At 63.9% G+C, this 23459-nt stretch carries 24 protein-coding genes, 3 tRNA genes and 1 other RNA gene; 9 read left to right on the plus strand and 19 right to left on the minus strand.

The genetic code is table 11. The annotated features are described in order from the left end of the window. Positions 1-4: 4 nt before the first annotated feature. The 9 genes from HPY67_15400 to HPY67_15440 form a co-directional block, all read right to left on the minus strand. Positions 5-544 carry a DUF2924 domain-containing protein gene (locus tag HPY67_15400; GenBank protein ID NPV06102.1) on the minus strand — a complete coding sequence of 180 codons (540 nt, stop codon included), beginning with the start codon at positions 542-544 and terminating at the stop codon, positions 5-7. A 129-nt stretch (positions 545-673) separates the two neighbouring features. Beyond that, a complete protein-coding gene (locus HPY67_15405) occupies positions 674-832 on the minus strand; it encodes a hypothetical protein (GenBank protein ID NPV06103.1) in 159 nt (52 codons plus the stop codon). 496 nt (positions 833-1328) lie between these two features. Further along, positions 1329-1404 (minus strand) — tRNA-Asn (locus HPY67_15410). 96 nt (positions 1405-1500) lie between these two features. Next, positions 1501-2208: a 4Fe-4S dicluster domain-containing protein gene (locus HPY67_15415; GenBank protein NPV06104.1), complete on the minus strand. Its 708-nt coding sequence runs from the start codon at positions 2206-2208 to the stop codon at positions 1501-1503. An 89-nt stretch (positions 2209-2297) separates the two neighbouring features. Then, on the minus strand, positions 2298-4202 hold the full coding sequence (locus tag HPY67_15420; protein NPV06105.1) for an FAD-dependent oxidoreductase: 1905 nt from the start codon (positions 4200-4202) through the stop codon (positions 2298-2300). 54 nt (positions 4203-4256) lie between these two features. Next, positions 4257-5204 (minus strand): pyruvate synthase subunit beta, encoded by a 948-nt coding sequence (locus HPY67_15425; GenBank protein ID NPV06106.1) that lies wholly within the window; start codon positions 5202-5204, stop codon positions 4257-4259. After that, on the minus strand, positions 5204-6367 hold the full coding sequence (gene porA / locus HPY67_15430; GenBank protein NPV06107.1) for a pyruvate ferredoxin oxidoreductase: 1164 nt from the start codon (positions 6365-6367) through the stop codon (positions 5204-5206). The genes HPY67_15425 and porA overlap by 1 nt, the downstream gene beginning before the upstream one ends. 1 nt (position 6368) lies before the next feature. Further along, the gene (locus HPY67_15435; protein ID NPV06108.1) at positions 6369-6677 is read right to left on the minus strand and encodes a 4Fe-4S binding protein; all 309 of its coding nucleotides are present in this window, start codon (positions 6675-6677) and stop codon (positions 6369-6371) included. 18 nt (positions 6678-6695) lie between these two features. Further along, positions 6696-7250: a pyruvate synthase gene (locus HPY67_15440; GenBank protein NPV06109.1), complete on the minus strand. Its 555-nt coding sequence runs from the start codon at positions 7248-7250 to the stop codon at positions 6696-6698. A 240-nt stretch (positions 7251-7490) separates the two neighbouring features. On the opposite strand from HPY67_15440, the gene HPY67_15445 reads away from it, so the two are divergent. Continuing rightward, positions 7491-8252 (plus strand): sulfite exporter TauE/SafE family protein, encoded by a 762-nt coding sequence (locus tag HPY67_15445; protein NPV06110.1) that lies wholly within the window; start codon positions 7491-7493, stop codon positions 8250-8252. A 125-nt stretch (positions 8253-8377) separates the two neighbouring features. Here HPY67_15445 and recR read toward each other — a convergent pair whose 3' ends face one another. The 8 genes from recR to tadA form a co-directional block, all read right to left on the minus strand. After that, positions 8378-8977, minus strand: a complete 600-nt coding sequence (recR, locus tag HPY67_15450) for a recombination protein RecR (protein NPV06111.1) — start codon at positions 8975-8977, stop codon at positions 8378-8380. A 13-nt stretch (positions 8978-8990) separates the two neighbouring features. Beyond that, positions 8991-9299 carry a YbaB/EbfC family nucleoid-associated protein gene (locus HPY67_15455; protein ID NPV06112.1) on the minus strand — a complete coding sequence of 103 codons (309 nt, stop codon included), beginning with the start codon at positions 9297-9299 and terminating at the stop codon, positions 8991-8993. Positions 9300-9405: 106 nt separating this feature from the next. After that, positions 9406-11055 carry a DNA polymerase III subunit gamma/tau gene (gene dnaX / locus HPY67_15460; GenBank protein NPV06113.1) on the minus strand — a complete coding sequence of 550 codons (1650 nt, stop codon included), beginning with the start codon at positions 11053-11055 and terminating at the stop codon, positions 9406-9408. 19 nt (positions 11056-11074) lie between these two features. Beyond that, an RNA gene (gene ffs / locus HPY67_15465) (signal recognition particle sRNA small type) lies at positions 11075-11172 on the minus strand. 7 nt (positions 11173-11179) lie between these two features. After that, positions 11180-12409: a threonine synthase gene (thrC, locus tag HPY67_15470; protein NPV06114.1), complete on the minus strand. Its 1230-nt coding sequence runs from the start codon at positions 12407-12409 to the stop codon at positions 11180-11182. A 72-nt stretch (positions 12410-12481) separates the two neighbouring features. Next, positions 12482-12576 (minus strand) — tRNA-Ser (locus HPY67_15475). Between the two features lie 198 nt (positions 12577-12774). Next, positions 12775-12869 (minus strand) — tRNA-Ser (locus tag HPY67_15480). Between the two features lie 10 nt (positions 12870-12879). Further along, positions 12880-13332, minus strand: a complete 453-nt coding sequence (tadA, locus tag HPY67_15485; GenBank protein ID NPV06115.1) for a tRNA adenosine(34) deaminase TadA — start codon at positions 13330-13332, stop codon at positions 12880-12882. 93 nt (positions 13333-13425) lie between these two features. Here tadA and HPY67_15490 point away from each other — a divergent pair, with 93 nt between their 5' ends. Together HPY67_15490 and HPY67_15495 are read left to right on the plus strand one after the other, a co-directional pair. After that, on the plus strand, positions 13426-13980 hold the full coding sequence (locus HPY67_15490) for a TonB family protein (protein NPV06116.1): 555 nt from the start codon (positions 13426-13428) through the stop codon (positions 13978-13980). An 11-nt stretch (positions 13981-13991) separates the two neighbouring features. Continuing rightward, positions 13992-14396: a PaaI family thioesterase gene (locus HPY67_15495; protein NPV06117.1), complete on the plus strand. Its 405-nt coding sequence runs from the start codon at positions 13992-13994 to the stop codon at positions 14394-14396. 54 nt (positions 14397-14450) lie between these two features. Here HPY67_15495 and HPY67_15500 read toward each other — a convergent pair whose 3' ends face one another. Next, entirely contained in the window at positions 14451-15575 is a 1125-nt protein-coding gene (locus HPY67_15500) for an NADH:flavin oxidoreductase (GenBank protein NPV06118.1), read from the minus strand. Between the two features lie 174 nt (positions 15576-15749). On the opposite strand from HPY67_15500, the gene HPY67_15505 reads away from it, so the two are divergent. Both HPY67_15505 and HPY67_15510 read left to right on the plus strand, forming a co-directional pair. Continuing rightward, entirely contained in the window at positions 15750-16526 is a 777-nt protein-coding gene (locus tag HPY67_15505) for an enoyl-CoA hydratase (protein ID NPV06119.1), read from the plus strand. Positions 16527-16610: 84 nt separating this feature from the next. Then, positions 16611-16970 (plus strand): J domain-containing protein, encoded by a 360-nt coding sequence (locus HPY67_15510; GenBank protein NPV06120.1) that lies wholly within the window; start codon positions 16611-16613, stop codon positions 16968-16970. A gap of 99 nt (positions 16971-17069) precedes the next feature. On the opposite strand, the gene HPY67_15515 is transcribed toward HPY67_15510, so the two are convergent. Continuing rightward, complete coding sequence (locus HPY67_15515; protein ID NPV06121.1) at positions 17070-18383, minus strand: pyridoxal phosphate-dependent aminotransferase; 1314 nt, start codon at positions 18381-18383, stop codon at positions 17070-17072. Between the two features lie 554 nt (positions 18384-18937). Between HPY67_15515 and gcvT the strand changes: the two genes are divergently transcribed. The 4 genes from gcvT (at position 18938) to gcvPB (ending at position 23420) form a co-directional block, all read left to right on the plus strand. Beyond that, on the plus strand, positions 18938-20032 hold the full coding sequence (gcvT, locus tag HPY67_15520) for a glycine cleavage system aminomethyltransferase GcvT (protein ID NPV06122.1): 1095 nt from the start codon (positions 18938-18940) through the stop codon (positions 20030-20032). A 75-nt stretch (positions 20033-20107) separates the two neighbouring features. Next, the gene (gene gcvH, locus HPY67_15525; protein ID NPV06123.1) at positions 20108-20506 is read left to right on the plus strand and encodes a glycine cleavage system protein GcvH; all 399 of its coding nucleotides are present in this window, start codon (positions 20108-20110) and stop codon (positions 20504-20506) included. A 79-nt stretch (positions 20507-20585) separates the two neighbouring features. Continuing rightward, positions 20586-21911 carry an aminomethyl-transferring glycine dehydrogenase subunit GcvPA gene (gene gcvPA / locus HPY67_15530; protein NPV06124.1) on the plus strand — a complete coding sequence of 442 codons (1326 nt, stop codon included), beginning with the start codon at positions 20586-20588 and terminating at the stop codon, positions 21909-21911. 57 nt (positions 21912-21968) lie between these two features. Next, entirely contained in the window at positions 21969-23420 is a 1452-nt protein-coding gene (gene gcvPB / locus HPY67_15535) for an aminomethyl-transferring glycine dehydrogenase subunit GcvPB (protein NPV06125.1), read from the plus strand. Positions 23421-23459: the final 39 nt, after the last annotated feature.

A 23459-nucleotide genomic window follows, 5' to 3' on the forward strand; every position in this document is an offset into this window, starting at 1 on the left:
CTGCTCATTGGTTCCTCCCGTCCGGCTCATCGTCTTGATCTTGCGGTCCCTTGGGCTCCACCAGTCCGAAAAAGAGGAAGCCATTCCACTTGCTCCCAGTTGCCTCCTGTGCGACAGCGGACAGGGACTTGAACCACCTGCCGTCATATTCGAAGCCCTTGTCCAGCACCTTTGCCACGATGTCCCGGCCCCGGAACTCCCTGACGAGCAATGTTCCCGGAAGCGGCAGCCTGGAATCTCGTTGCGGTTGCAGCCTGCCGCTCACCGACCGTTCCCTGACTTCCATCAATCCCGGTTTAATAGGGTCCCGCAGCATGCGGATTCTAAGGTCCGCGTCATTGGCAATCTCCTCGGCCCTCCGTCTGGCCCGTTCGGATAGGCTGCCTTCGGCCAGGGCCTGCAACCGCCAGGCGATACGCTTACGAAGAAAATCCTTGTGGTGGGATCTTGTTTCCTCTCCGAAGACATCGATATACCTTTCCCGGAGCTCCCCGACAGTCATTCGGGAAAGGGCTTGCACCTGTTGATACGTTGTTTCATTCATGGCAACCTCCAAAGAGTATATGATCAGTATCTAAAACCGACCTTGTGCTCCGGCCGTCTCGCGACGTTAACCGGTGCATGAATGAAGGCTTCTATCGGCGGAACAATCAAGTAGGTTCTCTGTAAACGCCTAGGATTCTTTGGTTTGCACCACATTGCCGGCCATATCCGGGCTGGATGTCGGCAGCCGACGCCCCCGTCGGTAGCGAAGGTAGCCTTCTCCCAGGATCGAGGCGATCTCTGAAATCGTTTCTTCGAGATCGCGTTTTGCGGATTCTCTGAATTCCATCGTGTCCTCCTTGCGGCGACCGCCGGGTCATTGTGGATGCCGCCGGGAAGGGATGGGTCAGCCGCGAGGTTTCGACCGCGGAGTCCATCGGTCCGCCCCGAAGGGCAGGTCCGCCGGCACCCACAACGGTCTCCGTTCTCACGGCCGATTCCGCTGTCTGGTGTTTCTCTTCCGCCGGGCGTATTCACCCGGCTTCGGTCGATACCTACCGGAGGACCCCTCGGGGTGTCGGGCCGAATTGACCAGGCGGGCGTTAACAGCGTCCGAAAAAGGAACGGAGAATCGGAGAATCCGAGGGGCACATCGGAGAGCGGCGGGCGCGAACGTCAACGTCCTTGGTTGAAACTCGAAAGCTGTGAGGGGAACGGAGAATTGGAGAGAATGTTCGGGCGGGCGTAAGTCGGCGTGGATACGGCTGAAACGACAAAACCCCGAGGGGATGATCCCACGGGGTTTCGTGCTAACAAATGACCGTATAAATCGACGGATTGAATTTTGGCTCCCCGGACATGACTCGAACATGTGACCCGCTGGTTAACAGCCAGCTGCTCTACCGACTGAGCTACCGGGGAATCTGTCGGTTTAGAAAATCGAAATTCGGATATTAAAGGAAAGACCGCCCCTTGTCAAGAGCGGTCTTACGACCCGCAAGACTGTCTCCTTGCCGGCTACCTGCAGCTCGTGCAGACCGTGAGCTGGCTCATGGGCACGCCGGTTTTTTTGCTGATCCACTTGAGCTGGTCCTCGGGGGCGAAGTACCGGCCGCACTTGTCGCAGGCGAGCATCTTGAAAGACTTGTCCCAGATCACCCGGCGGTCCCCGGAAGACTCCATCTTCACAAACCCCGTGGGGCAGACGTAAGCGCAGGAGCCGCACCCGATGCAGGCATCGGCGATGTACTCGATCTTCGGCTCGGCCACGTTGCGGCCGAGGCCCCGGTCGAGGAACTTGAGGGCATCGACACCGACGATCTCGTGGCAGGTCCGCGTGCAGAGTCCGCAGAGGATGCAGTCGGCTCCGCGGGCCTCCCCCTCGGCCACCTTCACCCCGAGGCTCGCCGCCACGTCGCGGACGGCCTTTGTCGAAGGGTACTTGTAATACAGAAGCTCCGCAGCGAGCTTCCGGCTTTCCCGTACCCTTTCGGAGTTCGTCCGGATCTCCATTTTGTTCTTCACGGCCGCGTCGCAGGAGCTCGTGAGCTGCCACTTCCCGTTGGCCTTGACCTCCACGACGCAGAGGCGGCAGGCGCCGAAGGGCATGAGGTCCTTGTGGAAGCACAGCGTCGGGATGGGGATGTGATTCTCCTGGCAGGCCTTCAGGATCGTCGTCCCTTCCTTTGCCTCCACCTTCTTGCCATCGATCGTCACGTTCAACATCGACATTCCCCTCGAGTTCTTGTCTCTTCCGTCATTCCCGTCCGCTTCGTCCATTCCGTTTTCACCGTTTGACCGGACGGGCATTTTCACTATTCCCAAACCACCAGCCGGTAGCAGCGCAGGCAGCGGTTTGCTTCCTTCATGGCCGCGTCATTGCCGAAGGGCCCCTCGACCTCGTCGAAGCTCTTTACGCGCTCCTTCGGGTCGAGCAGCGTCACCTTCTCCTGCGGGCAGGCATCGATGAAGCCCTCGATGCGCTGGGCCTTGACATCGATTCCCTTGAAACTCACCTCGGGTTCGAGGGTTCTGCCCTGGAGGTAGGCATCGATGCTGCGGGCGGCCCTGTTGCCGGCGTCAAGGGCCTCGATGAGGGTAGCCGGGCCGGATACGCAATCGCCGCCGGCAAACACGCCTTCCAGGTTGGTCCGCAGCGTATCGGGGTTCACCTCGATGGTGCCCCAGCCCGTCACCTGGATCACGTCCTTGGCAAACCCGAGATCCGGTTTCTGGCCGATGGCGGGGATGACCAGGTCCGCCTTCACCTTGAACTCGGACCCCTTCACCGGGACGGGCCGGCGGCGCCCGCTGGAATCGGGCTCGCCCAGCTTCATCCGGATGCACTCCACGCCCCTCACCCTGTTTCCGTCGGCAAGAACAGCGACGGGGGCCACGAGGTAGCGGATCTTGATCCCCTCCTCGAGGGCCTCATCGACCTCCTCGGCACGGGCAGGCATCTCCTTGCGGGTGCGGCGGTAGAGGATCTCCACGTCCTTGAAGCCCAGTCGTACGCAGCTGCGGGCGCAGTCCATGGCCACGTTGCCGCCGCCGACGATGACGACCTTGCCTTTCGGCTCGACGGTCTTGCCGAGGGCCAGCTCCCGGAGAAACACGGCGCCGTCGACAAAGCCCTCGTATCCGGCATCCTCGCCCTTGCAGCCCATCTTGGTGCCCTCGTGGGCTCCCACGCCCAGGAAGATCGCCTTGAACCCCTGGGCCGTCAGCTCGTCCATGTCGAGTTTTTCGATCCTGCGGTTGTAGCGGAAATCGGCGCCGAGACTGCGGATCAGTTCGACCTCGTGCTCGAGAATCCTCTTGGGCAGACGGTAGTCAGGAATCCCCACGGCGGCCATGCCCCCCCCTTTCGGCAGGGCCTCGAACACCGTCACCTGGTAGCCCATCCTGCGGAGGTGGTAGGTCGCGGCAAGCCCTGCGGGACCGGCACCCACGACGGCCACCTTCTCCGGCCGCTCGGCAGTGGGCTTCTTCAGGGCGCTGGCCCCGGATGACAGGTCGCTGTCGGCCGCCGCCCGTTTCAGCAGGCGGATGGCCAGGGTCTTGTCGATGCCGTTGCGAACGCAGGCGTCCTCGCAGGGGTGCGTGCAGGCCCGGCCGATGACGCCGGGCAGGATGCAGCGCTTGCGGATGAGGTCCAGGGATTCGCCGAACCGGTTGTTGCGGATGAGCTCGATGTAGCCGGGGATGTCCAGCCTGGCCGGGCAGGCCTCGAGGCAGGGCGCCGTGACGGCGGTCTTGTAGGGCCTCGTGGTGCCCTTCTTCCCCGCGGTGAGGGCAAGGAAGTCATCCTTGTAGTAGCGGACGGCATCGTAGACGGGAGTGACCGCCGAGGCGCGGCCGAAGTTGCACTTGGAGAGTTCCATGACCCCCCTGGCGATGCGCTCGATCTCGGCGATATCCTGCTTCTTGCCCTTGCCGGCGATGAGGCCGTCGATCAGCCCGATCAGCCGGTCGATGCCGATGCTGCAGACGGAGCATTCGCCGCAGGAGAGCTTCCTCGCCTCCCTGAGGTATCCAAGAGCCAGGGACGGGATGTTCGCTACGGTCTCCGAGACGACCATCCCGTTCCAGCCCATGAGGGCCGAGAAGGACTTGTCGCCCAGCATGGTGGGAATCCCGGGGACGGCAGCCTTTGCCGCCTTACCGGTCCGGTTGTCGATGATCTTGCCATTCCAGCTGCTGAAGGATACTGCGCTCATTCCCTGTCACCCTCTATCTTTCCGTTGTCTGTTTTCGTCCCGCGACGCGGACCCTCACCAGGGCTGCAGGCACTCGACCTTGTTCAGGAGGATCTCCCACTCGCGGTTGACCTGATCCTGGATCTTTTCGATGTCCGAAGGGGTCAGGTGACGGAACCGCCCCTGGAGCTTCAGATAATCCCCGACGGGGCGGAGCTTCTCGGGAACCTCCATCGTGAGCCGGTACTTGCCCCGCTCCACCTCGTAGAGGGGGAAGACGCCCGTCTCGACGGCAAGACGCCCTATCTTGATGGTGATCTCCGAGGCGCAGCGCCAGCCCGTGGGGCACATGGAAAAGACGTGAATGTAGGAGGGGCCTTTGACGGCCGCGGCCTTCTTCACCTTGCTGATCAGGTCGAGCGGGTAGCTCGGGCAGGCCGTGGCCACGTAGGGCACCCTGTGGGCCACCATGATCTCGGGGACGTTCTTCTTCTGGGTCCGCTGCCCCGGGATGGCCTGGCCGGCCGGAGAGGTCGTCGTGGCCGCCATGTAGGGGGTGGCGCTCGAGCGCTGGATGCCCGTGTTCATGTAGGCTTCGTTGTCGAGGCAGAAGAAGATCATGTCGTGGCCACGTTCCATGGCCCCGGAGAGGGCCTGCAGGCCGATGTCGGCGGTGCCGCCGTCGCCCGCCACGGCGATGGTCTTGACATAGCGGTCGGCGATCCGCCCCTTGCGGCGAAGGGCCTTCAGGGCCGCCTCGACGCCGGAGGCGGCGGCTGCCGCGTTCTCGAAGGCCACGTGGACATAGGGAACCTCCCAGGCCGTCTGGGGATAGCCCGAGGAGATGATCTCCATGCAGCCCGTGGCATTGGCGACGACCACGTCGTCGCCCAGCGCCTTGAGGATATGGCGCAGCGCGAGCACCTCGCCGCAGCCCTGGCACGCCCGGTGGCCGGAGCTGAAGTATTCCTTTCGGTCGACGAGCTTCGGTGCAAAGATCTCGAAATTCTGTACCGGGTTCATTATTCCCTCACTCCGTAAAATTCGAAGGTTTCGTCTTTCTTCTTGCTCGCGAGATCGAACATGTTCTCGAAATCCCTGACGGCCAGGTCGCGCCCGCCGAGGCCCGCGATGACGTTCAGCACGCGGGGCTTCTTCTTTTCGCCGTACAGCACCGACTTGACGTCCGTGGCCACGGGGCCGCCGGCGCCGCCCGTGGAGAGGGCGCGGTCCATCACGATGAGCGTCTTGCAGCCCGCAACCGCGGCCTTGAATTCCTCGACGGGGAAGGGCCTCCAGAGCCGAAGCTTCACGAGCCCCACCTTCCGGCCCGCCTTCCGCATCTCGTCGACGGCGGCGGACGCCGTCTCGCCCATGGAACCCATCGTCAGCATGAGGGTGTCGGCGTCCTTGGCTTTGTAGGTCTCGACAACGTTATACTTGCGGCCGAAGCGCTTGGCCCAATCGGCAAAGACCCTCGTGACGACCTTCTTGGCCCCCCGAAGAGCCACATCCTTGGCCTTCACGGTCTCCGCGTAGGTGTCGGGCATGGCGAAGCAGCCCATGGAGATCGGGTTGTCCGGGTGCAGCTGCGCGAAGGGCTTGCGCGGCGGGAGGAACTTCGCGACCTCGGCCTGGCTGGGCAACTCGAAGGGCTCGATCATGTGGGTGAGCTGAAAGCCGTCGATGTTGACCACACAGGGCAGCATCACCTCGGGGTCCTCGGCGATCTTGAAGGACATGATCGACAGGTCGATCACCTCCTGCCCGTTCTCGGTGAACAGGCAGATCCAGCCGCTGTCGCGCTGGGGCATGATGTCCGAGTGGTCGTTCCAGATGTTGAGCGGCCCCGAGACGGCGCGGTTGGCGTTGGCCATGCAGACCGGCAGGCGCATGGCCGAGACGATGGGCAGGATCTCGTGCATGAGCATCAGCCCCTGGGAGCTCGTCGCCGTGTAGGCCCGCGCCCCTGCCGCCGAGGCGCCGGCGCAGGCGCTGATGGCGGAGTGCTCGCTCTCGACGGTGATGAACTCCGCGTCGATGCGGCCGTCGTGTACGATGTCCGCCATGTGCTCGGCGATGTGGGACTGCGGCGTGATCGGGTAGACGGCCGCCACGTCGATATTACAGAGCGCGACGGCCTCGGCCGCCGCGATGGCCACTTCCATTCCTACGCGTTTTCCCATCTCACTCCTCCTCCTCGCGCATCACGATCGCGCCGGGCCAGCACTCGTGGGCGCAGATCCCGCAGCCCTTGCAGTAGTCCAGGTTCGCCTCGTAGAAGCCGTCCTGCGTATCCTGAATGCACGCCTCGGGGCAGAAAATGTAGCAGATGCCGCACTTGATGCACTTGGCGTTGTCCCAGACCGGGCGCTGGGACTTCCAGCTGCCCGTCTTGGTGTTCGCCGCATTGCCCGCGGCGAAGACCATGCAGCCGGGGTTCACCTCATGCCACTTCTCGGGCCACGCTTTCTGCTCTGTCTTTTTCTTTGCCATATCAAAACCTCTTGTCGATCAGGCGGCTTTTGCTGCTTTCATTTCATTGGAGGCCCGCTTCATGGCGGCCATGTTCTTCGCGGCCACGCGGCCGAAGCGGTGCTCGAGGGGCGATCTCATGGCGTTGAGGCCCAGAACCCCCGTGGCCTTGATGACGGCGCCGAGCATGGTCGTGTTCGCGATGGGGACGCCGAGCTCTTCCCGGGCGATGTGCGTGGCATCGACGGTAAAGAGTTTCCCTTTGTAATTCAGCTTCTTGCGAATCTCCTCGGCGGGCTTCGTGGTGTTGACGATGAGGATCCCCCCCGGCTTGAGCCCGTCGGTGACGGGGACGAGACCCACGAGGCTGGGGTCGAGGACAACGACCACGTCGGGCTGGTAGATGCCCGAACGGATCTTGATGGGCTTGTCGGATATTCGATTGAAGGCCATGACGGGCGCGCCGCGACGCTCCGGCCCGAACGCCGGGAACCCCTGGGCGTACTTTCCCGCCTCGATGGCCGCCAAAGCCAGCATCTCGACGGATGTCACGGCCCCCTGGCCGCCTCTTCCATGCCATCGGATCTCGATCATCGGTGATTCTCCCCCCAGAAGGATTTGCGAAACGAGCAAAAAGGGACTGGTGCAATCAAATATTATATTGCAGGCGATTTTCCATATCCGAATCGGGTTTGTCTGTCAATATCAATTTGGGACCTTTTCATATATTTTTCGCCTGCTTCCGCTCGGTCCGCCGAGGGGAAGAGCCAATCGGGGGTGGATATAAGATCCTGTTTTGTGTTACCTTTTCCTTCCAAAAGCAGGAGGAGCCGGATGAGCTTCCTCGTCGGATTGATTGCCGGGGCCTTCGGCGGCCTCGTGGGACTCGGCGGGGGGGTCGTGATGATCCCCATGATGACACGTTTCCTGGGGATTGCCCAGCCGCAGGCCCACGGGACAAGTCTTGCCGTCGTCGTATTCGCCGGGATTTCGGGCGCTTGGGCCTATGCCAGGGAGGGGACCGTCGACATCTCGGCGGCCCTGATCCTGGCTGTCACGGCCTCCCTGACGGCCCGCCTCGGCGCCGGTTACAGCTCGAGCCTTCCCGAGTGGAAGCTCAGGCGTTACTTCGGCTGCGTCCTTGTGGCTGTGGCGGCCCTTCTTCCGGTGAAACCTTTCCTGGGGGCCATGGCGGTCATGTCCCTCACGGGAGCGGCGGCTGTTGCCGCCCTTGCGGCGACCGGCCTTGCAACCGGATTCATCGCGGGGCTGCTGGGAATCGGCGGCGGGGCTTTTCTGATTGCGGGGATGGTGCTCTTTGTCGGGATGGGCCAGCACACTGCCCAGGGAAGCGCATTGCTGAGCATGGTTCCGGCGGCCGCCGTCGGCGCCTGGGCCCACTGGCGCCTCGGCAACGTCGCCACCCGCATCGTTCCGGGTCTTGCCGCGGGGATCATCCTCGGGGCTTTTATGGGAGGAACGGCCGCCAATCACCTGCCGGAGCAGACCCTGAGGGTCCTCTTTTCCGTCGTGCTGGTCTGGCTGGGAGTGAACCTGATCCGAAAGAGCCGCCCGCCGTCGGCAAAGAGTCCGTAAATGCCCTTCGCCCTCACCTTTGGAACGGGGGACAGGGGGAGCTGCATGCGGGGTTATGCAATACGAAGAGAAGAGAACCCAAACGGCCGTTGAAAGGGACCGGGTGCACAGCCCGTGCATCCCGCTTACATGCCGCGGCGGTGCTCCATGGCCTTCGCCAGTGTCATCTTGTCCGTGTAGCGCAGGTCGCCGCCCACAGGAACCCCCAAGGCAATCCGCGTGACCTCGACCCCTTTCTCCTTGAGAAGCCGCATAATCAACAGGGCTGTGGACTCCCCCTGGACGCTGGGGTTGGTGGCCACGATTACCTCGCGGATGCAGCCGCGATCGAGGCGCTCGGCCAGCTCTCTGACCCGTATCTGGTCCGGCCCGATCCCGTCGAGGGGCGCCAAGGCCCCGTGCAGGACGTGGTAGGTGCCCCGAAAGCTGCCGCTCTCCTCGATGGCGGTGAGCGAGTCGGGGTCCTCGACGACGCAGATGCGCTCCCGGTCGCGGGCCGGGTCGCTGCAGATCGCGCAGAGTTCGTCCTCGGCCAGATTAAAGCAGACCGTGCAGAGGCGGATCTTCTCCTTCACCTCAACGATGCTCCCAGCAAGCCTTCTGGCATCTTCTTCGGTGCCTCTCAGGATGAACATGGCCAGGCGCGTGGCCGTCTTCTCGCCGATGCCCGGCAGGCGGCCGAGTTCCTGGATGAGCCTCTGAATAGGTGCTGCGTATCCCGTCATGGCTCGCACCCTCTCACATCATGCCGGGCAGCTTCATCCCGCCTGTGACCTTCGCCATCTCCGCAGAGGCCATCTCCTGGGCCCTGCGGATACCCTCGTTGACGGCCGCCACGATGAGATCCTGCAGCATCTCGACGTCATCGGGGTTGACGACATCCTTCTCGATCCGGATCGACAGGAGTTCGAACTTGCCGTTGACAACGGCCGTCACCATGCCGCCACCGGCGGTCGCCTCCACGGTCTTCGAGGCGAGTTCCTCCTGGACCTTCGCCATTTTCTCCTGGAGCTTCTGGGCCTGTTTCACGAGATTCTGGAAATTCAAGACGGCTACCTCCTCTATAAAAAATGCGCTTGGGTTCCGGGAACGGGCAACGGGGTCAAAATTGTTTCTACCTTCTCCCTGCTCCCCGGACCCTGTGCCCTGGCCCCTATTTTTCCTTGACGATCACTTCCTGCACCTCGGCCCCCTCGAAGACGTCCATGACCTTTTGCAGGAGCGGGTGGTTCAGGGCTTCCCGCCGGATATGGTTCGCCCGGTTGGGGTTCGGGCCGTTTGCCGCCTCCCCGGGACCGTTTTCGATGGTCTCCACGGCCAGGGTGACAGGCCGGCCGAAGAACTCCCGGGCCATGGCCTCGAGCTTTTCCCGCTGGGGCTTCTCATCGAAGAAATCCAGGAACAGATAACCCCTGGGGAACCCGAGCCGCAGCGTCCCGTCGACGAACCCGATGAGCCGGCCCGGCTCGATCTTCGCCCAGAGAGGCTGGCTCTTCCTCTTGACGAACTGCTTGAACTCGTCCCAGCGGTCCTCGGTGCCCTGCGCGGCCGGCTCCCTGACCACGGGTTGGTCGGATCCCGGATCGATCGCCGTCCGCTCGGGAGGCGGCGCATAGGTCTTCTCCGGGGCGGGCCTTGCGGCTGCGGGGCCCTGGCCGAGGCGCCTTTCGATCCCTTCCATGCGGGCGAGGATCTCGTCGACGGGGATCAGGGGCTCCTGCCAGGCCATCTTGACGGCCGTGAACTCCAGGACGAGACGGGGGTTGATGCTCTTGCGCATCTCCTCCTCGCCCGCCATGAGCACATCGAGAAGGCGCTGCAGCGTCTCCCGCGAGACGGGGGCGGCCTGCCGCCGCAGCTCGGCCGCGTCGTGGTCGGAGAGATCGAGCAGGTCCCCCTCGCCTGCCGTGATCTTGACGAGCAGCAGGTTCCGGAAATGGCCCAGCATCCTCTCGTAGAAAACCTTGAGATCGGCCCCGGCGTAGAAGGCCTCGTCGATGATCTTGAGGCAAGCTGCGGCATCCCGGGCCAGGACGGCGCGGGAGAGCTCGAGGAGGTACCTGCGGTCGCCCATCCCCAAGAGGGCCTCCACGTCGGCATCGCTGATGTCGTGGCCGGCAAAGGAAACGGCCTGGTCGAGGATGCTCTGGGAATCGCGCAGGCTGCCCTCGCCGCCCTGGGCGATCCACGTGAGGGCCTGGTCGCTCACCGTGATGCCCTCCTTGTCGGCGATCCTGCGCAGGGTCGCCGTAATCTCCCTGAGGGTGATGCGCTTGAACTCGTAGCGCTGGCAGCGCGACAGGATCGTGGCGGGGATCTTGTGGGTTTCCGTGGTGGCGAAAACGAAGATGACGTGGGGCGGCGGCTCCTCGAGGGTCTTCAGCAGCGCGTTGAAGGCCTCCTTGGTGAGCATGTGCACCTCGTCGATGATGTAGATCTTGTAGCGCGACGACGAGGGGGAGAACTTCACGTTTTCCCTGAGCTCGCGGATCTCGTCGATGCCGCGGTTGGACGCCCCGTCGATCTCGCGGACGTCCATCGAGGAGCCTTCCGTGATCTCGCGGCAGTTCGTGCAGGCATTGCAGGGCCTCTCCGTGGGCCCGTGCTCGCAGTTGAGGGCCTTGGCCAGGATGCGCGCGACCGACGTCTTGCCGACCCCCCGGGGTCCGCTGAAGAGGAAGGCGTGGGCCACGCGGCCCAGGCGGACCGCGTTGCGCAGCGTCGTGACCACGTGATCCTGCCCGACCACGTCCTCGAAGACCTGGGGTCTGAACTTTCTGGCGAGGACTAAGTATTCAACCATGGCCCGTGTGTTCTATAAGGATAGCCGGGCTTGCCGTAGCACACGACGGTTCTTGCTGCCGCTGCTTCCTTCCGGACCTGACGGGGTTCACAAGTCGGCGTTGCACGGGGCCCGGCTATCTTTTCTAGTATATCCTTTCTCTGTCCTTATGGGAAGGGGCGAGGATTCTTTCCACATCGCACCGGAGATTCGAGAGGTCGCTTTCGATGACCTCGAGGTGCTGGCGGGCAACAGCGCTCATGTCCTTGAGGCCCGAGCCCGTGAGCATGAGGACGACAGAATGCTCCTCGCCGATCTGACCTGAAGCTCTCAGCTTTCTCGCCGCCGCAAGCGGGGCGGCCGCGGCAGGCTCGACGAAATACCCGGCCCCGGCAAGCCGCCGCTGGGCATCGAGGATCTCTTCCTCCGGCACGTCCTCGGCAAGCCAGCCGTACTGTCTTGCCTTTTGGACGATCTCATCGCCGCCCGGCGGGTCCCCCGAGGTGATGGCCTCGGCCACGGTGCGCTTCCCGGTCACGGGGACAACCCGGTCACGGCCCTCCCGGATTGCCGAAACGAGGGGATTGACGTTAGCCGCCTGGACGACGATCATCCGGGGCAGGCGGTTGATGATCCCGGCCTCCAGGAGTTCCCGGTAGCCCTTGAAGATTCCACGGATGTGCCCGCAGGCCGATGTGGGCACGGCGATGAAATCGGGTACGCCCCCCTCGAGCTGCTCGACCATCTCGAAGGCCTCGAGCTTGTAGCCTTCCGTCCGGATCGGGCCGTTGCCCGAGACGACCCGGAGGTTGAGCCCGGGGGCCATCCCCAGGATCGTCCGCTTCATCACGGAGTAGTCGGCGCCGCTGACCCTCACGACGGAGGCCCCGTGGATCGCGATGGCCCGGATCTTTTCCGGGGGGGCGTAGCGGGGAACGAAAACGACGGCCCGGATCCCCGCGTGCGCCGCATAGGCGGCGATGGAGTTCCCCATGTTGCCCGTCGAGATCGTCGCCGTGACGGTCTCGCCCATCAGGCGGGCCATGGCGATCGTCGTGAGCGAGCCGCGGTCCTTGAAGCTCCACGTGGGATTCACGGTTTCGTTTTTCAAGAGCAGCCGGCGGATTCCGGTGTGCCGGCAAAGGGCCTCACCGGCAGGCAGAAGCGGTGTGTTGCCTTCGCCGAGACTCAGGTCCCCGTCGATCGCGACGGGCATGAAGTCGGCGAATCGCTCCCAGAGATGCCGGCCCGGTCTCACACGGGCACCGGCCAGCCCGTCGATCGAGACTTCCAGGGACTCGCCGTTGTCGGCAAACTCCTCGATGCGCTCGAAGGGGAAGGCCTGGCCGGAGATGGTGGACAGCAGCCGTTTCACGTCTCGATCCGCACCACGGGGCCGGGGAAAGAAAAACGGCGGGCAACATCCGATTGCCGCCGTCTTGCTGTCTGGCGGAGAGAGGGGGATTCGAACCCCCGGTGCACCTTTAAGGGGCGCACACACGATTTCCAGTCGTGCCCATTCGGCCTCTCTGGCATCTCTCCGAAAAATCCCTCATCAGCAAAGAGGGGCCCCCGCCGGGAGCCCTCCTTGCTTTGGGCGTCTCTTACCAGTTTAGCCGCTGTTTGTCCATACCCATCTTGCCGTGCAAAACACGAGGCAACCCGGTAAAAAGGAGATCCCGGACCGGGCGTCAGCGGGGAGCAGCAAAAAAAGCACTGTGCGGGGGAAGGTCAGAAAAATGGCGGAGAGAGGGGGATTCGAACCCCCGTGAGAGCTGTTAGGCCCTCAAACCGATTTCGAGTCGGTCCCGTTATGACCACTTCGGTATCTCTCCGCTTTCATTCTCATAATCGTTTTTCGCGGAAAAATCTACTCAAAATTTCACCGCATTCTTCCGCGAGGACCCCGCCCGTCACATCGATCCGGTGATTGAGGCGGGCATCGTCAAGCACCCGGTAGAGGGAAACGACCGCACCGCCTTTCGGGTCCGTCGCCCCGAACACGAGCCGTGCAACGCGGGCATGGACGAGGGCCCCCGCGCACATGAGGCAGGGCTCGATCGTCACGTAGAGCGTCGTGCCCGCAAGGCGGTAATTGCCCTCCGCGGATGCGGCCATGCGAAGGGCCAGGATCTCGGCGTGGGCCGAGGGATCGCTGAGGCCCACGGGCCCGTTGTGTGCCGAGGCGATGACCCCCCCGCCCCTGACAATGACGGCGCCCACGGGCACCTCGCCCGCGGCCATGGCCTTTTGCGCCTCGGCAAGGGCAAGCCGCATATATTGCTCATCCCGGTCCATCGCCAATCTCCCTATCGGCTGCCGGTCTGGCAGCAAACTTGCTTTCTTTCAAGCCGTTGTCTATAAAAAGGGGGCTCCAAAGGGTGTGACCTCATGATATCCGGGAAAGCCCTGATCCGATTCGTCCTTGCGTCCTGTGCCTTTCACGCGGCCTTCCTGACGCTGGCGGGCCTGCTGGTCTCGTCCGGCTCCCCGCTCCCCTTCGAGACCTTCACCGTGCAGATTGCCGATGCGCCGGCAAAATACAACACCGAAGGCAGCCGAAAGGAGGAAATCAAGAGGGAGGTTTCCCTCGATAAACCCCTCAGAGAGCCGGCCGCAGGACCCGAGGAGACCGTCGATCTCGCCAATCCCTCCGGGAAGTACCGGGCCTATCTCCGGGACCTTCGACGGAGGATCGAGACCCTGTGGGCATACCCGCCGGACGCCTATTCGCGCAACGAGACGGGGACGGCGGTGGTTCGCTTCTCCATCCAGAGCGACGGTACGCTGGCCGCCACGGGCATAGTCTCATCATCGGGGTTCGAGTCTCTTGACCGCGGGGCGCTCACAGTCGTGGAGGCCGCTGCCCCCTATGCCCCGTTCCCGGACACGTTTAACCTCTCGACGCTGCACATCGTGGCCAGGTTCGAATACGAGATCAATTGAGGAGCACCCCCATGGAAGACCCCGACATCACGTACGCCCGCGAGATCGTGGCCAGGGACCCCATGGCCTCCTTCCTCGGGATCCGTCTCGAGGAGGTGCGGCGGGCCTACTGCCGCCTTTCCGTCGAGATCAGGCCCGAGTACCTCAACGCCCACAGGCGGGCGCACGGGATGATTCTGTCTTCGATGATCGACCAGGCGGCTGCAGTCGCCGCCAACTCCATGGGCGAAGACGTCCTGCTCGTGGAGCTGAAGATCAATTATCTCGCCGCTGCCGCCCCCGGGGAGACCGTGACGGCGGAGGCGAGGCCCGTGGACATCAAGAGGGCCCTCAGCCTCTGGACCGTCGACGTTCGCAACGCCTCGGGCACGCTCGTCGCAACGGGGCAGGCCCTGGGCTATCACCGCACCCGTTAAAGAGGAGTGTGAAGAAGAGCGGTAAGAAAAGTCCTTTCCCCTTATCCGCGCTTCTTATCCTTCTTTCTTCTCTTCTCTTTCCTCCTTGTCCACGACGCAGTAAAATCCCGTCCCGCGCATGGGCGGCCCGAAACAGCGATTGTCGGACACGCAGGCCGCCCTGCTTCGGTCGCCCCTTTTCCATCGGTTGACGAGTCCCGGCTCGCGGATGAAGGGGCGGCTCATGGAAACGAAATCCGCAACCCCGTCCCGGACGATCCCCTCGGCCACATCGAAGGACCGGATCCCCCCCACGAGGATCAGGGGAATGGCCAGCTTCGGCTTCAGGGCCCGTGCGGCATCCCGGAAGTACGCCTCCTGCTCGACGGAATCGATCTTCGGCCGTGACGGGCTCAGCTTGCCTGAAAGAAGGGTCCCCCCGGACAGTTCGATGGCGTCGGCGCCGGCCTCGGCGATCAGAAGCGCCGCACGGCGCGAGTCCTCCCGGGTGAGGCCGCCTTCCAGGAAGTCCTCGGAGTTGATCTTCACCAGGACCGGGAATTCCCCGCCGACGGCGCTCCGGATCGAGGCCAGGATCTCCAGGATGATCCGCGCCCTGTTCTCGATGCTGCCCCCGTATCGATCTGCCCTTCGGTTGAACCAGGGCGAGAGAAACTGGCTGAGGAGATAGCCGTGGGCGGCATGGACCTGGACCCCGTCGAATCCGGCCTTCTTCGCCCGGAGGGCTGCAGCCCCGTAAGCCCTGACCGTGTCGGCGATGTCGGCCTGCGTCATCTCGCGCCGGCGGGTCTTCTCGGGACCGCCTTCTTGCGAGGGGGAAAAGGCCGGCTGTCCCGTCAGCTGCGTGCCGGCCAGAATGCCGCCGTGGGCCAGCTGCAGGACGATCCGGCAGCCTCTGGCGTGAACGGCCTCGGCCATGCGGGCAAGCGCCGGGATGCGCTCGTCCCGGTCCACGCCCAGCTGCCCCCTCACCGCAAAGCCCTCGGGGCTCACGTAGGCATGGCTCGTGATGATGAGCCCCACGCCGCCTTCGGCAAGATCCGACATGAGCCTGACGAGATCGTCGGTGCAGCCGCCGTCAGGCGCAGCAAGGCCCTCCCATGTGGCTGAGCGGACAAACCGGTTGGGGATGGGCAGGGGGCCGATCGTTGCTTCCCGAAAGAGAACGGAATCACTCATGCAACCGCCTCCACGTCGTCAATAGGGGATCTCTGCTGTTGACAAGGCCGACGCTGACCGGTATGGGGAACAAGGCGCTTCCCCGGGGACCTGCAGCGATCATTCCTATCCCATCGGGGGGGCTGGCGTCAAGGAAAGCCCGAACGCGGCCATCTCTTGCAAGGGGGGAAATCCATGGAATTTCAGAACATCACGTACGAAAAAGCGGACAGCGTCGGGATCGTCACGCTCAACCGGCCGGCGCGGCAAAACGCCCTGTCCATCGCCCTGCTCGAGGAGATGAACCAACTCCTCGCAGCTGCGGCGGAGAGCCGCGATGTGAAGGTGATCGTGATCCGGGCCGCGGGGAAGAACTTCTGCGCGGGCCACGATCTCGGCGATCTGGCGGGCCAGCCGATCACCGTGCACAACAGGATGTTCTCGATCTGCGCGGAGATGATGCTGCGGCTCCAGCGTATGCCCCAACCCGTGATCGCCCAGGTCCACGGGATCGCCACGGCCGCGGGCTGCCAGCTCGTGGCGGCCTGCGACCTCGCCGTCGCCGAGGAGGGGGCGCGGTTCGGCACCCCGGGGGTCAACCTCGGCGTCTTCTGCTCCTCGCCTGCAGTGTCCATCGTCCGGGCCGTGGGCCGAAAGAGGGCCCTGGAGATGCTCTTCACGGCCCGGCTGATCAGCGCACGGGAGGCCTGCGACTGGGGCCTCGTCAACCGGGTCGTCCCGGCGGAGAGGCTCGAGCCGGAGACGATGGAGCTGGCCCGGCACATCGCGAAGGCGAGCCTTTCGTGCCTCGCCATCGGAAAGCAGGCCTTCTACAGCCAGGTCAACCTGCCGGACCCGGCGGCCTATGACCTGGCCTCGAACGTCATCGTGAACAACTTCTTCACCGAGGACGGGAAGGAAGGGGTGGCGGCGTTTCTGGAAAAGAGAAAGCCCGTCTGGAAAGACCGCTGAAGACAGTGCCCAGGGGACAGGGCGGATGCCCGGGCGTTCCGTGCCTGAATCCCTGGGCCTTTTGCAAAGGGGAGGATTGACCGGATGTCCGGCACGACGCGGATACGAAATCGGAACTACAAGGTAGACCGGGCGCGGAAGCTGCTGGGCATCCCCGGAGACGCGACGGCCGAGGATGCCAAGAGGCGATACCGGGAGCTTGCCAAGCAGTGGCACCCCGACGTGAACCCCGGCGAGGACGCCCACGCCCGGATGCAGGAGCTCAACGGGGCCTATGCCCTGCTGATGAAGGAGGAGTTCGGCGTCCTCGACCCGTGGGGGGAGTACGACCGGTGGTGGTGGCGGCAATTCGGCAACGACCACATCTGGGGCAGCCATTTCCCGGAAACCGAAAGGCAGGAAACGCCGCACCGGAGACGGCGAAACAGGCTGGTGGAAAAATGAGGAAACGCCGACCCCGCGGGATCGGCGTTTGACGGCCTCTCGATTTTTGTCACCCCCGGTTCGGAGGGGTGCTGTTTGCTGTTTCTGTGCCCGGCAGACCTACACGGGGCGTTTCGTCGAGTCGATGTACTCGACGATCTTCTCCCCGAGTTTCTTCACGGTGTACTCGAAGCGGTCCTCGTCGGTCTCCAGCAGGGTGAGGCGGAAGCCCAGAAGCGGCGTGAAGAACGACGTGAGCGGAACGACGCAGATGCCCGTCGAGCCCAGCAGGTAGTAGACGAACCGCTTGTCGAGCTCGATGTTGTCCGCGGTGATCTTCTCGATGAACTGCTTGATGCTCGCGTTCTCGATCGGCAGCGTCTGCTTGTTGTTCAGGACGGCCTCGTTGAAGACCACGGTCATGTAGAAGGCCCCGTCGGTGCGGTTGACGACGATGTAGGGGACATTTTTCAAAATGTTGAAGGCCATGTTCGAGAGCTTCTCGTAGCGGCGGATGCGGGCATTCAGGTACTTCTCGTACTCCGGGTGCGTCATGACCTTCGGGATGGCCATCTGGGGGAGCGTCGTCGAGCATACCTCGGACATCTTCTGCTGCAGGATGGCGCTGGTGTAGCGCTGGAACGTCTCGTCCTTGTCCCGGTTGTAGAACTCGATCCAGCCGCAGCGTGCCCCGGGCCAGGGGAATTCCTTTGAAATGCCCTTCATGCTCATGGCCGGGACATCCTCGACGATGTCGGAGAGCGGCACGGCGACCTTTCCGTTATAGACCATGTTGATGTAGGTTTCGTCGAAGACGAGGAACAGGTCGTTCTCCTTGGCGATGCGGACGATCCTCTTGAGCGTCTCCTCGTGGTAGACGAACCCCGTGGGATTGTCGGGGTTGATGACGAGAATCCCCACGATGGCCTTGTGGTTCTTGACCTTCATCTCCAGCTCGTTCATGTCCGGGTGCCACTTGTGGTAGGGGTTCATCCGGTACGTGTTGGGCGGAAACGAGGCATGGAGGACCTCGGCCAGGAAATGGGTGGAATAGGTCGGCTCCGGGAGGATGACCCGGGCGTCCACGCGGATCGCGCTGTAGCACCGTGCAATCGCATCGCCGAGCCCGTTGAAGAACAAGATGTCGTCGGGGGTGATCTGCGTCCTGCCGCGCCTGTTCACCAGGTCGGCAAGAAATTCCCGCGTCGCGTCCATGCCCTGCGTGGGGGAGTAGCCGAACGACGTGTTGTCCCGGATAATCTCGACGAGGACGTCCTTCATCCACTCCGGGATCTGCTCGCCCTTCTGGACGGGGTCGCCGATATTCTCCCAGATCACCTCCATGCCGCAGGCCTTGAGACGGTTCGCGACACCGACGATGTTTCGGATTTCGTAGGTAAGCCCGTTGCCTCTCTTGGCGATGTCGAATCTCATGATGATCCTCTCCCGGCGCCTTCCTGAAGAATCGGCCCGTCACGAATCCGTTCCGCGGCGCCGCCGGCGAAACCGGCCGTAAAAAAGGGCGCATCATCAGGAAAAATGCAGAATATTCACTTCGCTTATTACAATTGGGGGAAAATTTCTACTGAATTTTTTGCCCCCTCACCCCCGGGGATGCGGAAAACAGCAAAACGGATTCGCCGCGCCAGCGGCCGCCGGGGATGAGGGGCACATCCGTGTTGAAATCTCGCGGGGATTGGTGTAGTCTCAACCTGCGGTTTCGCAAACAGCACGGTCCCTTCTTACCGGACGGCTGACCGGGATGCCCGGCAGCCGGACGAGTCGTTGAAACGACCCCGGCAACCGGCAGCGATGGCTACAGAGCGAGTTCTGGAAAGCCCGACGTTCCATCTGTCCCTCCATGCGGCGCCCGCCGGCCTGAGCGCGGGCGTTGGTATCGGGGGGCGGACCCGCACGGGCCCGCCCCGAAACCTGCCCCTCCCCTCTTCACCTCCCCTGCTGCGCAGGCAAACCCGCAGGAGCCCCCCATGAAGAAGACACCGCTGTACGAGCGGCATCTCGCCCTGGGCGCCACGATGACCGAATTCGGCGGATGGACGATGCCCGTCCAGTACACGAGCATCCTCGAGGAGCACCGCAACACCCGGACACTGGCGGGCCTGTTTGACGTGTGCCACATGGGGGAGATCGAGGTCCGGGGGCCCCAGGCCCTCGATCTTCTCCAATGGGTGATGAGCCGCAATCTCGCAGACCAGCGGGTCGGCGAAATGAAGCTCTCGGCCATCACCAACGAGAGGGGGGGCATCATCGACGACGTGACGGTGTACAAGCGGGGGGAAGGGCATTACATGGTTGTAACCAACGCGGCGACGCGCGAGGGCGACCTGGAGTGGATCCTCCGGGCCCGGCGGGAACGGGGACTGGAAGGGGCCGCCGTGACAGACCGGTCCGATGCCATCGGGAAAGTGGATATCCAGGGGCCGCTCGCCCAGAAGATCCTCGCCGAGATCGCCGAGGGGGACCTGGAGACGCTGCGATTCTACCACGCCCTGGACACCCGCGTGGCCGGGATGCCGGCCCTGGTCTCGAGAAGCGGCTACACCGGCGAGGACGGCTTCGAGGTGTACACCGAGGCGGATCGGATCGGCGAGATCTGGGACCTGCTGATGCGCATCGGCGACCCGCACGGGCTGAAGCCTGCGGGTCTCGGCGCCCGCGACACCCTGCGGCTCGAGGCGGGGATGATGCTGTACGGAAACGAGATGTGCCAGGCGGTGACGCCGTTTGAGGTCGTCTACGGCTGGATCACCGACCTGGACAAGGAATTCATCGGCCGCGACGCGCTGCGCAAGCAGAAGGAAAGCGGGGTTCGGAAGAAGCTCGTGGGGTTCGAGATCATCGGGCGGGGCATCGCGCGCCACGGCTATCCCGTCCTGTCCGGCACGGAGAAAATCGGGGAAGTCACCTCGGGGACACTCTCGCCGACGCTGGGAAAGGCCATCGGCATGGCCTTCGTGCCCGTGAGGTTCACGGCTCCGGGAACGGAACTGGAGATCGAGATCCGCGGCCAGAGGGCAAAGGCGAGGGTGGTGCCCCTGCCCTTTTACCGAGGACGAAAATAGGCGGCCCGAGAGGAAGGCGGGCGGCCGCCCCGCGCAGCGACAGATGCGGGCAGCCGATAACGAAAGGAGCAACAGATGGCCAAACCCAATCCCCATGACCGAAAGTACACGAAGGAACACGAGTGGGCAAAGGCAGACGGAGGCGGCACGGTCACCATGGGCATCACGGATCACGCCCAGGAACTGCTCACCGACGTGGTCTACGTGGAGCTTCCCGCGGTGGGCCGCAAGGTCAGGCAGCAGGAGCCCATCGCCGTCGTGGAGTCGGTGAAGTCCGTGTCGGACGTCTATGCCCCGGTGAGCGGCGAAGTGATCGAGGTCAACCGGGCCCTCGAGGCGTCGCCCGAACTCGTCAACAAGGATGCTTTCGGTGAGGGGTGGATTGCGAGGATCCGGATGGATGCGCCGGACGAGCTCGAAGGCCTCATGACGGCGGACCAGTACGAGGAGCACATCAAGGCGAGCCCGCACTGAGGCGCCTGGAGGGCAGCAGCCGTGCGGCGGGGCCTGGATGGGGAGACAATCGACGAGCAAGCCATAACGGGGAGATCCCATGGACTACGTTCCGCATACCCCGGGAGAACAAAAGGAGATGCTGAAGGTGATCGGCGTCGGGGACCTCGAAGACCTCTTCGCCGACATCCCGGCAAAGTATCGCCTCGGCGGGCTTCTGAACCTGCCGCCTCCTCTGTCCGAGCAGGAGATCTGGGAGCACATGGGCCGCCTGGCAGCGCGAAACAGGCTGCCCGGCGCGACGCTGACGGGAGCCGGGGCCTACCACCACTACATACCGGCCGTGGTGAGCCATGTCGTGGGGCGGTCGGAATTCTACACCGCCTACACGCCCTACCAGGCCGAAATCAGCCAGGGGATCCTGCAGGCGATCTACGAGTACCAGACCATGATCACGCGGCTCACGGGAACGCAGGTCGCCAACGCCTCCATGTACGACGGGGCGACGGCCATGGCCGAGGCGGCCGTGCTTTCTGCCAAGAGCCTCGGGAGGAGCCGCCTTCTCGTCGGCCGCTCGGTCCACCCGGAGTATCGGAAGGTGGTCGGGACATACGCCTGGGCCAACGGGTACGCCTGCGAGGAGATCCCTTTCGGGGCGACAGGGCGGCTCGAGCAGGCTGCGCTCCGGGAGCTGCTCGACGACAAGACGGCGGCCGTGCTGGTCCAGAGCCCGAATTTTTTCGGCGTCATCGAGGACATCGGCCCGCTGGCCGATCTGGCGCACAGCCGGGGGGCGCTGCTCGTGGCCGGGTTCACGGACCCGACTTCCCTTGGCATTCTGAAGGCCCCTGGGGATTCGGGGGCCGATTTCGTCGTCGGCGAGGGGCAGAGCTTCGGCAACCCCATGAACTACGGCGGCCCCTACCTCGGCATCCTGGCGAGCACCGAGGCCTTCATGCGCAAGATCCCCGGCAGGCTCGTGGGAGCCACGGTGGACCGCGAGGGCAGGCGGGGTTACGTGCTCACCCTCCAGACGCGCGAACAGCACATCCGCCGCGAGAAGGCGACCTCGAACATCTGCTCCAACGAGGCCCTGTGCATGCTCGCGGCAGCCGTCTACCTGGCCTGTCTGGGAAAGAACCTCAAGAGGCTGGCCGCACTCAACGTCTGGAAGGCCAACTACCTGAAGGAGGCACTGTCGGCCCTGCCGGGCTGGAGGCCCCTCTTCACGGGTCCCGTCTACAACGAGTTCGCGATGTCCTGCCCGGACGCAGGGGCGGCCAACAGACGGCTGGAGAAGGCCGGCTTTACAGGCGGCTATGATCTCTCGAAGGACTACCCGGAGCTCGGCGGAGGCATCCTGTTCTGCGCGACCGAAATGCTCCGAAGGGAAGACATGGACAAGGCCGTCTCTCTGTTGAAGTGAGCGGGGCGGGTGCGCCCTTCCGTTACTTGTAACGTTACAAGCGCAATCGAGGTGGCCATGGAACTGATATTCGAGAAAAGCCGTCCCGGCCGCGCGGCGGGCACCGTCCCGGCAAGCGACGTCCCCGAGACGGCCCTGGAGAGGCTCATCGGGCCCGAACTCCTGCGCGATACGCTGAACCTGCCGGAGCTTGCCGAGGTGGACATCGTCCGCCACTACACGCGCCTCTCCCGCCGCAATTTCGGCGTCGATGTGGGCTTCTATCCCCTGGGGTCCTGCACGATGAAGTACAACCCCAAGATCAACGAAAGAGTCGCCGGCCTGGACGGCTTCACGGCCCTGCACCCATACGCGCCGGAGGCCTTCGTCCAGGGCAACCTCCAGCTCCTCTACGAGCTGGCCGGGTATCTCTCCGAGATCTGCGGGATGGCCGACTTCACGCTTCAGCCTGCGGCAGGCGCGCACGGTGAGCTCACGGGCGTCATGATCATCAAGAAGCACTTCGAGAGGAAGGGCCAGAGGCGCTCCACGATCCTCATCCCCGACACGGCGCACGGAACCAACCCCGCGTCCGTTGCCCTTTGCGGGTTCCAAGTTGCTACGGTCCGCTCCGACGCCGAGGGGGGCGTCGACGTCGGGCACCTGCGGGAGCTGATGACGAAGGACGTGGCGGGGCTCATGCTCACGAACCCCAACACCCTGGGGCTCTTCGAACGCAACATCGAGGAGGTGGCGCACATCGTGCACCGCAAGGGCGGGCTGCTTTACTGCGACGGCGCAAACGCCAACGCGCTCGTGGGCGTCACGAGACCGGGCGATCTGGGGTTCGACATCATCCAGCTCAATCTCCACAAGACCTTCTCCACCCCTCACGGGTGCGGCGGCCCGGGCAGCGGGCCCGTGGGCGTAAAGCGGCACCTCGTCCCCTTCCTGCCCGTCCCGCGAGTCGTGAAACGGGGAAGGCGGTACCGGTGGTCCGAGGACTTCCCGCACTCGATCGGCCGCGTCCGGTCCTTCTACGGCAACTTCAACGTCATGGTGAAGGCCTACGCGTATATCCGCTCCATCGGCGCAGCCGGGATGCGGCGGGTGAGCGAGAACGCCGTGCTCAACGCCAATTACATCAAGGAGCGCCTCAGGGGCCACTACCAGCTTGCCTATGACCGGACATGCATGCACGAGTGCGTCTTCACGGGGGAGAAGCAGCTCAGGGAGAGCGGCGTGCACACCACGGACATCGCCAAGCGCCTGCTGGACTACGGATATCACCCCCCGACGATCTATTTCCCCCTGATCGTGCGCGAGGCCATCATGATCGAGCCGACGGAAACGGAGAGCAAGGAAACGCTGGACGAATTTTGCGAGGCCATGATATCCATAGCGCGCGAGGCAAGAGAGAACCCCGATCTCGTGCGCTCGGCGCCCCTGACGACCCCGGTCAGGCGGCTCGACGACGTGTTGGCGGCCAGGAAACCGGATGTTTGCTGGACGGTCTGCCAGGGGGAGTGAGGCCGACCGCCGGCAAGGCTGGACCCGGGGGATGCGTCT

The sequence above is a fragment of the Syntrophaceae bacterium genome (assembly GCA_013177795.1).
Lineage (GTDB): Bacteria > Desulfobacterota > Syntrophia > Syntrophales > UBA2192 > UBA2192.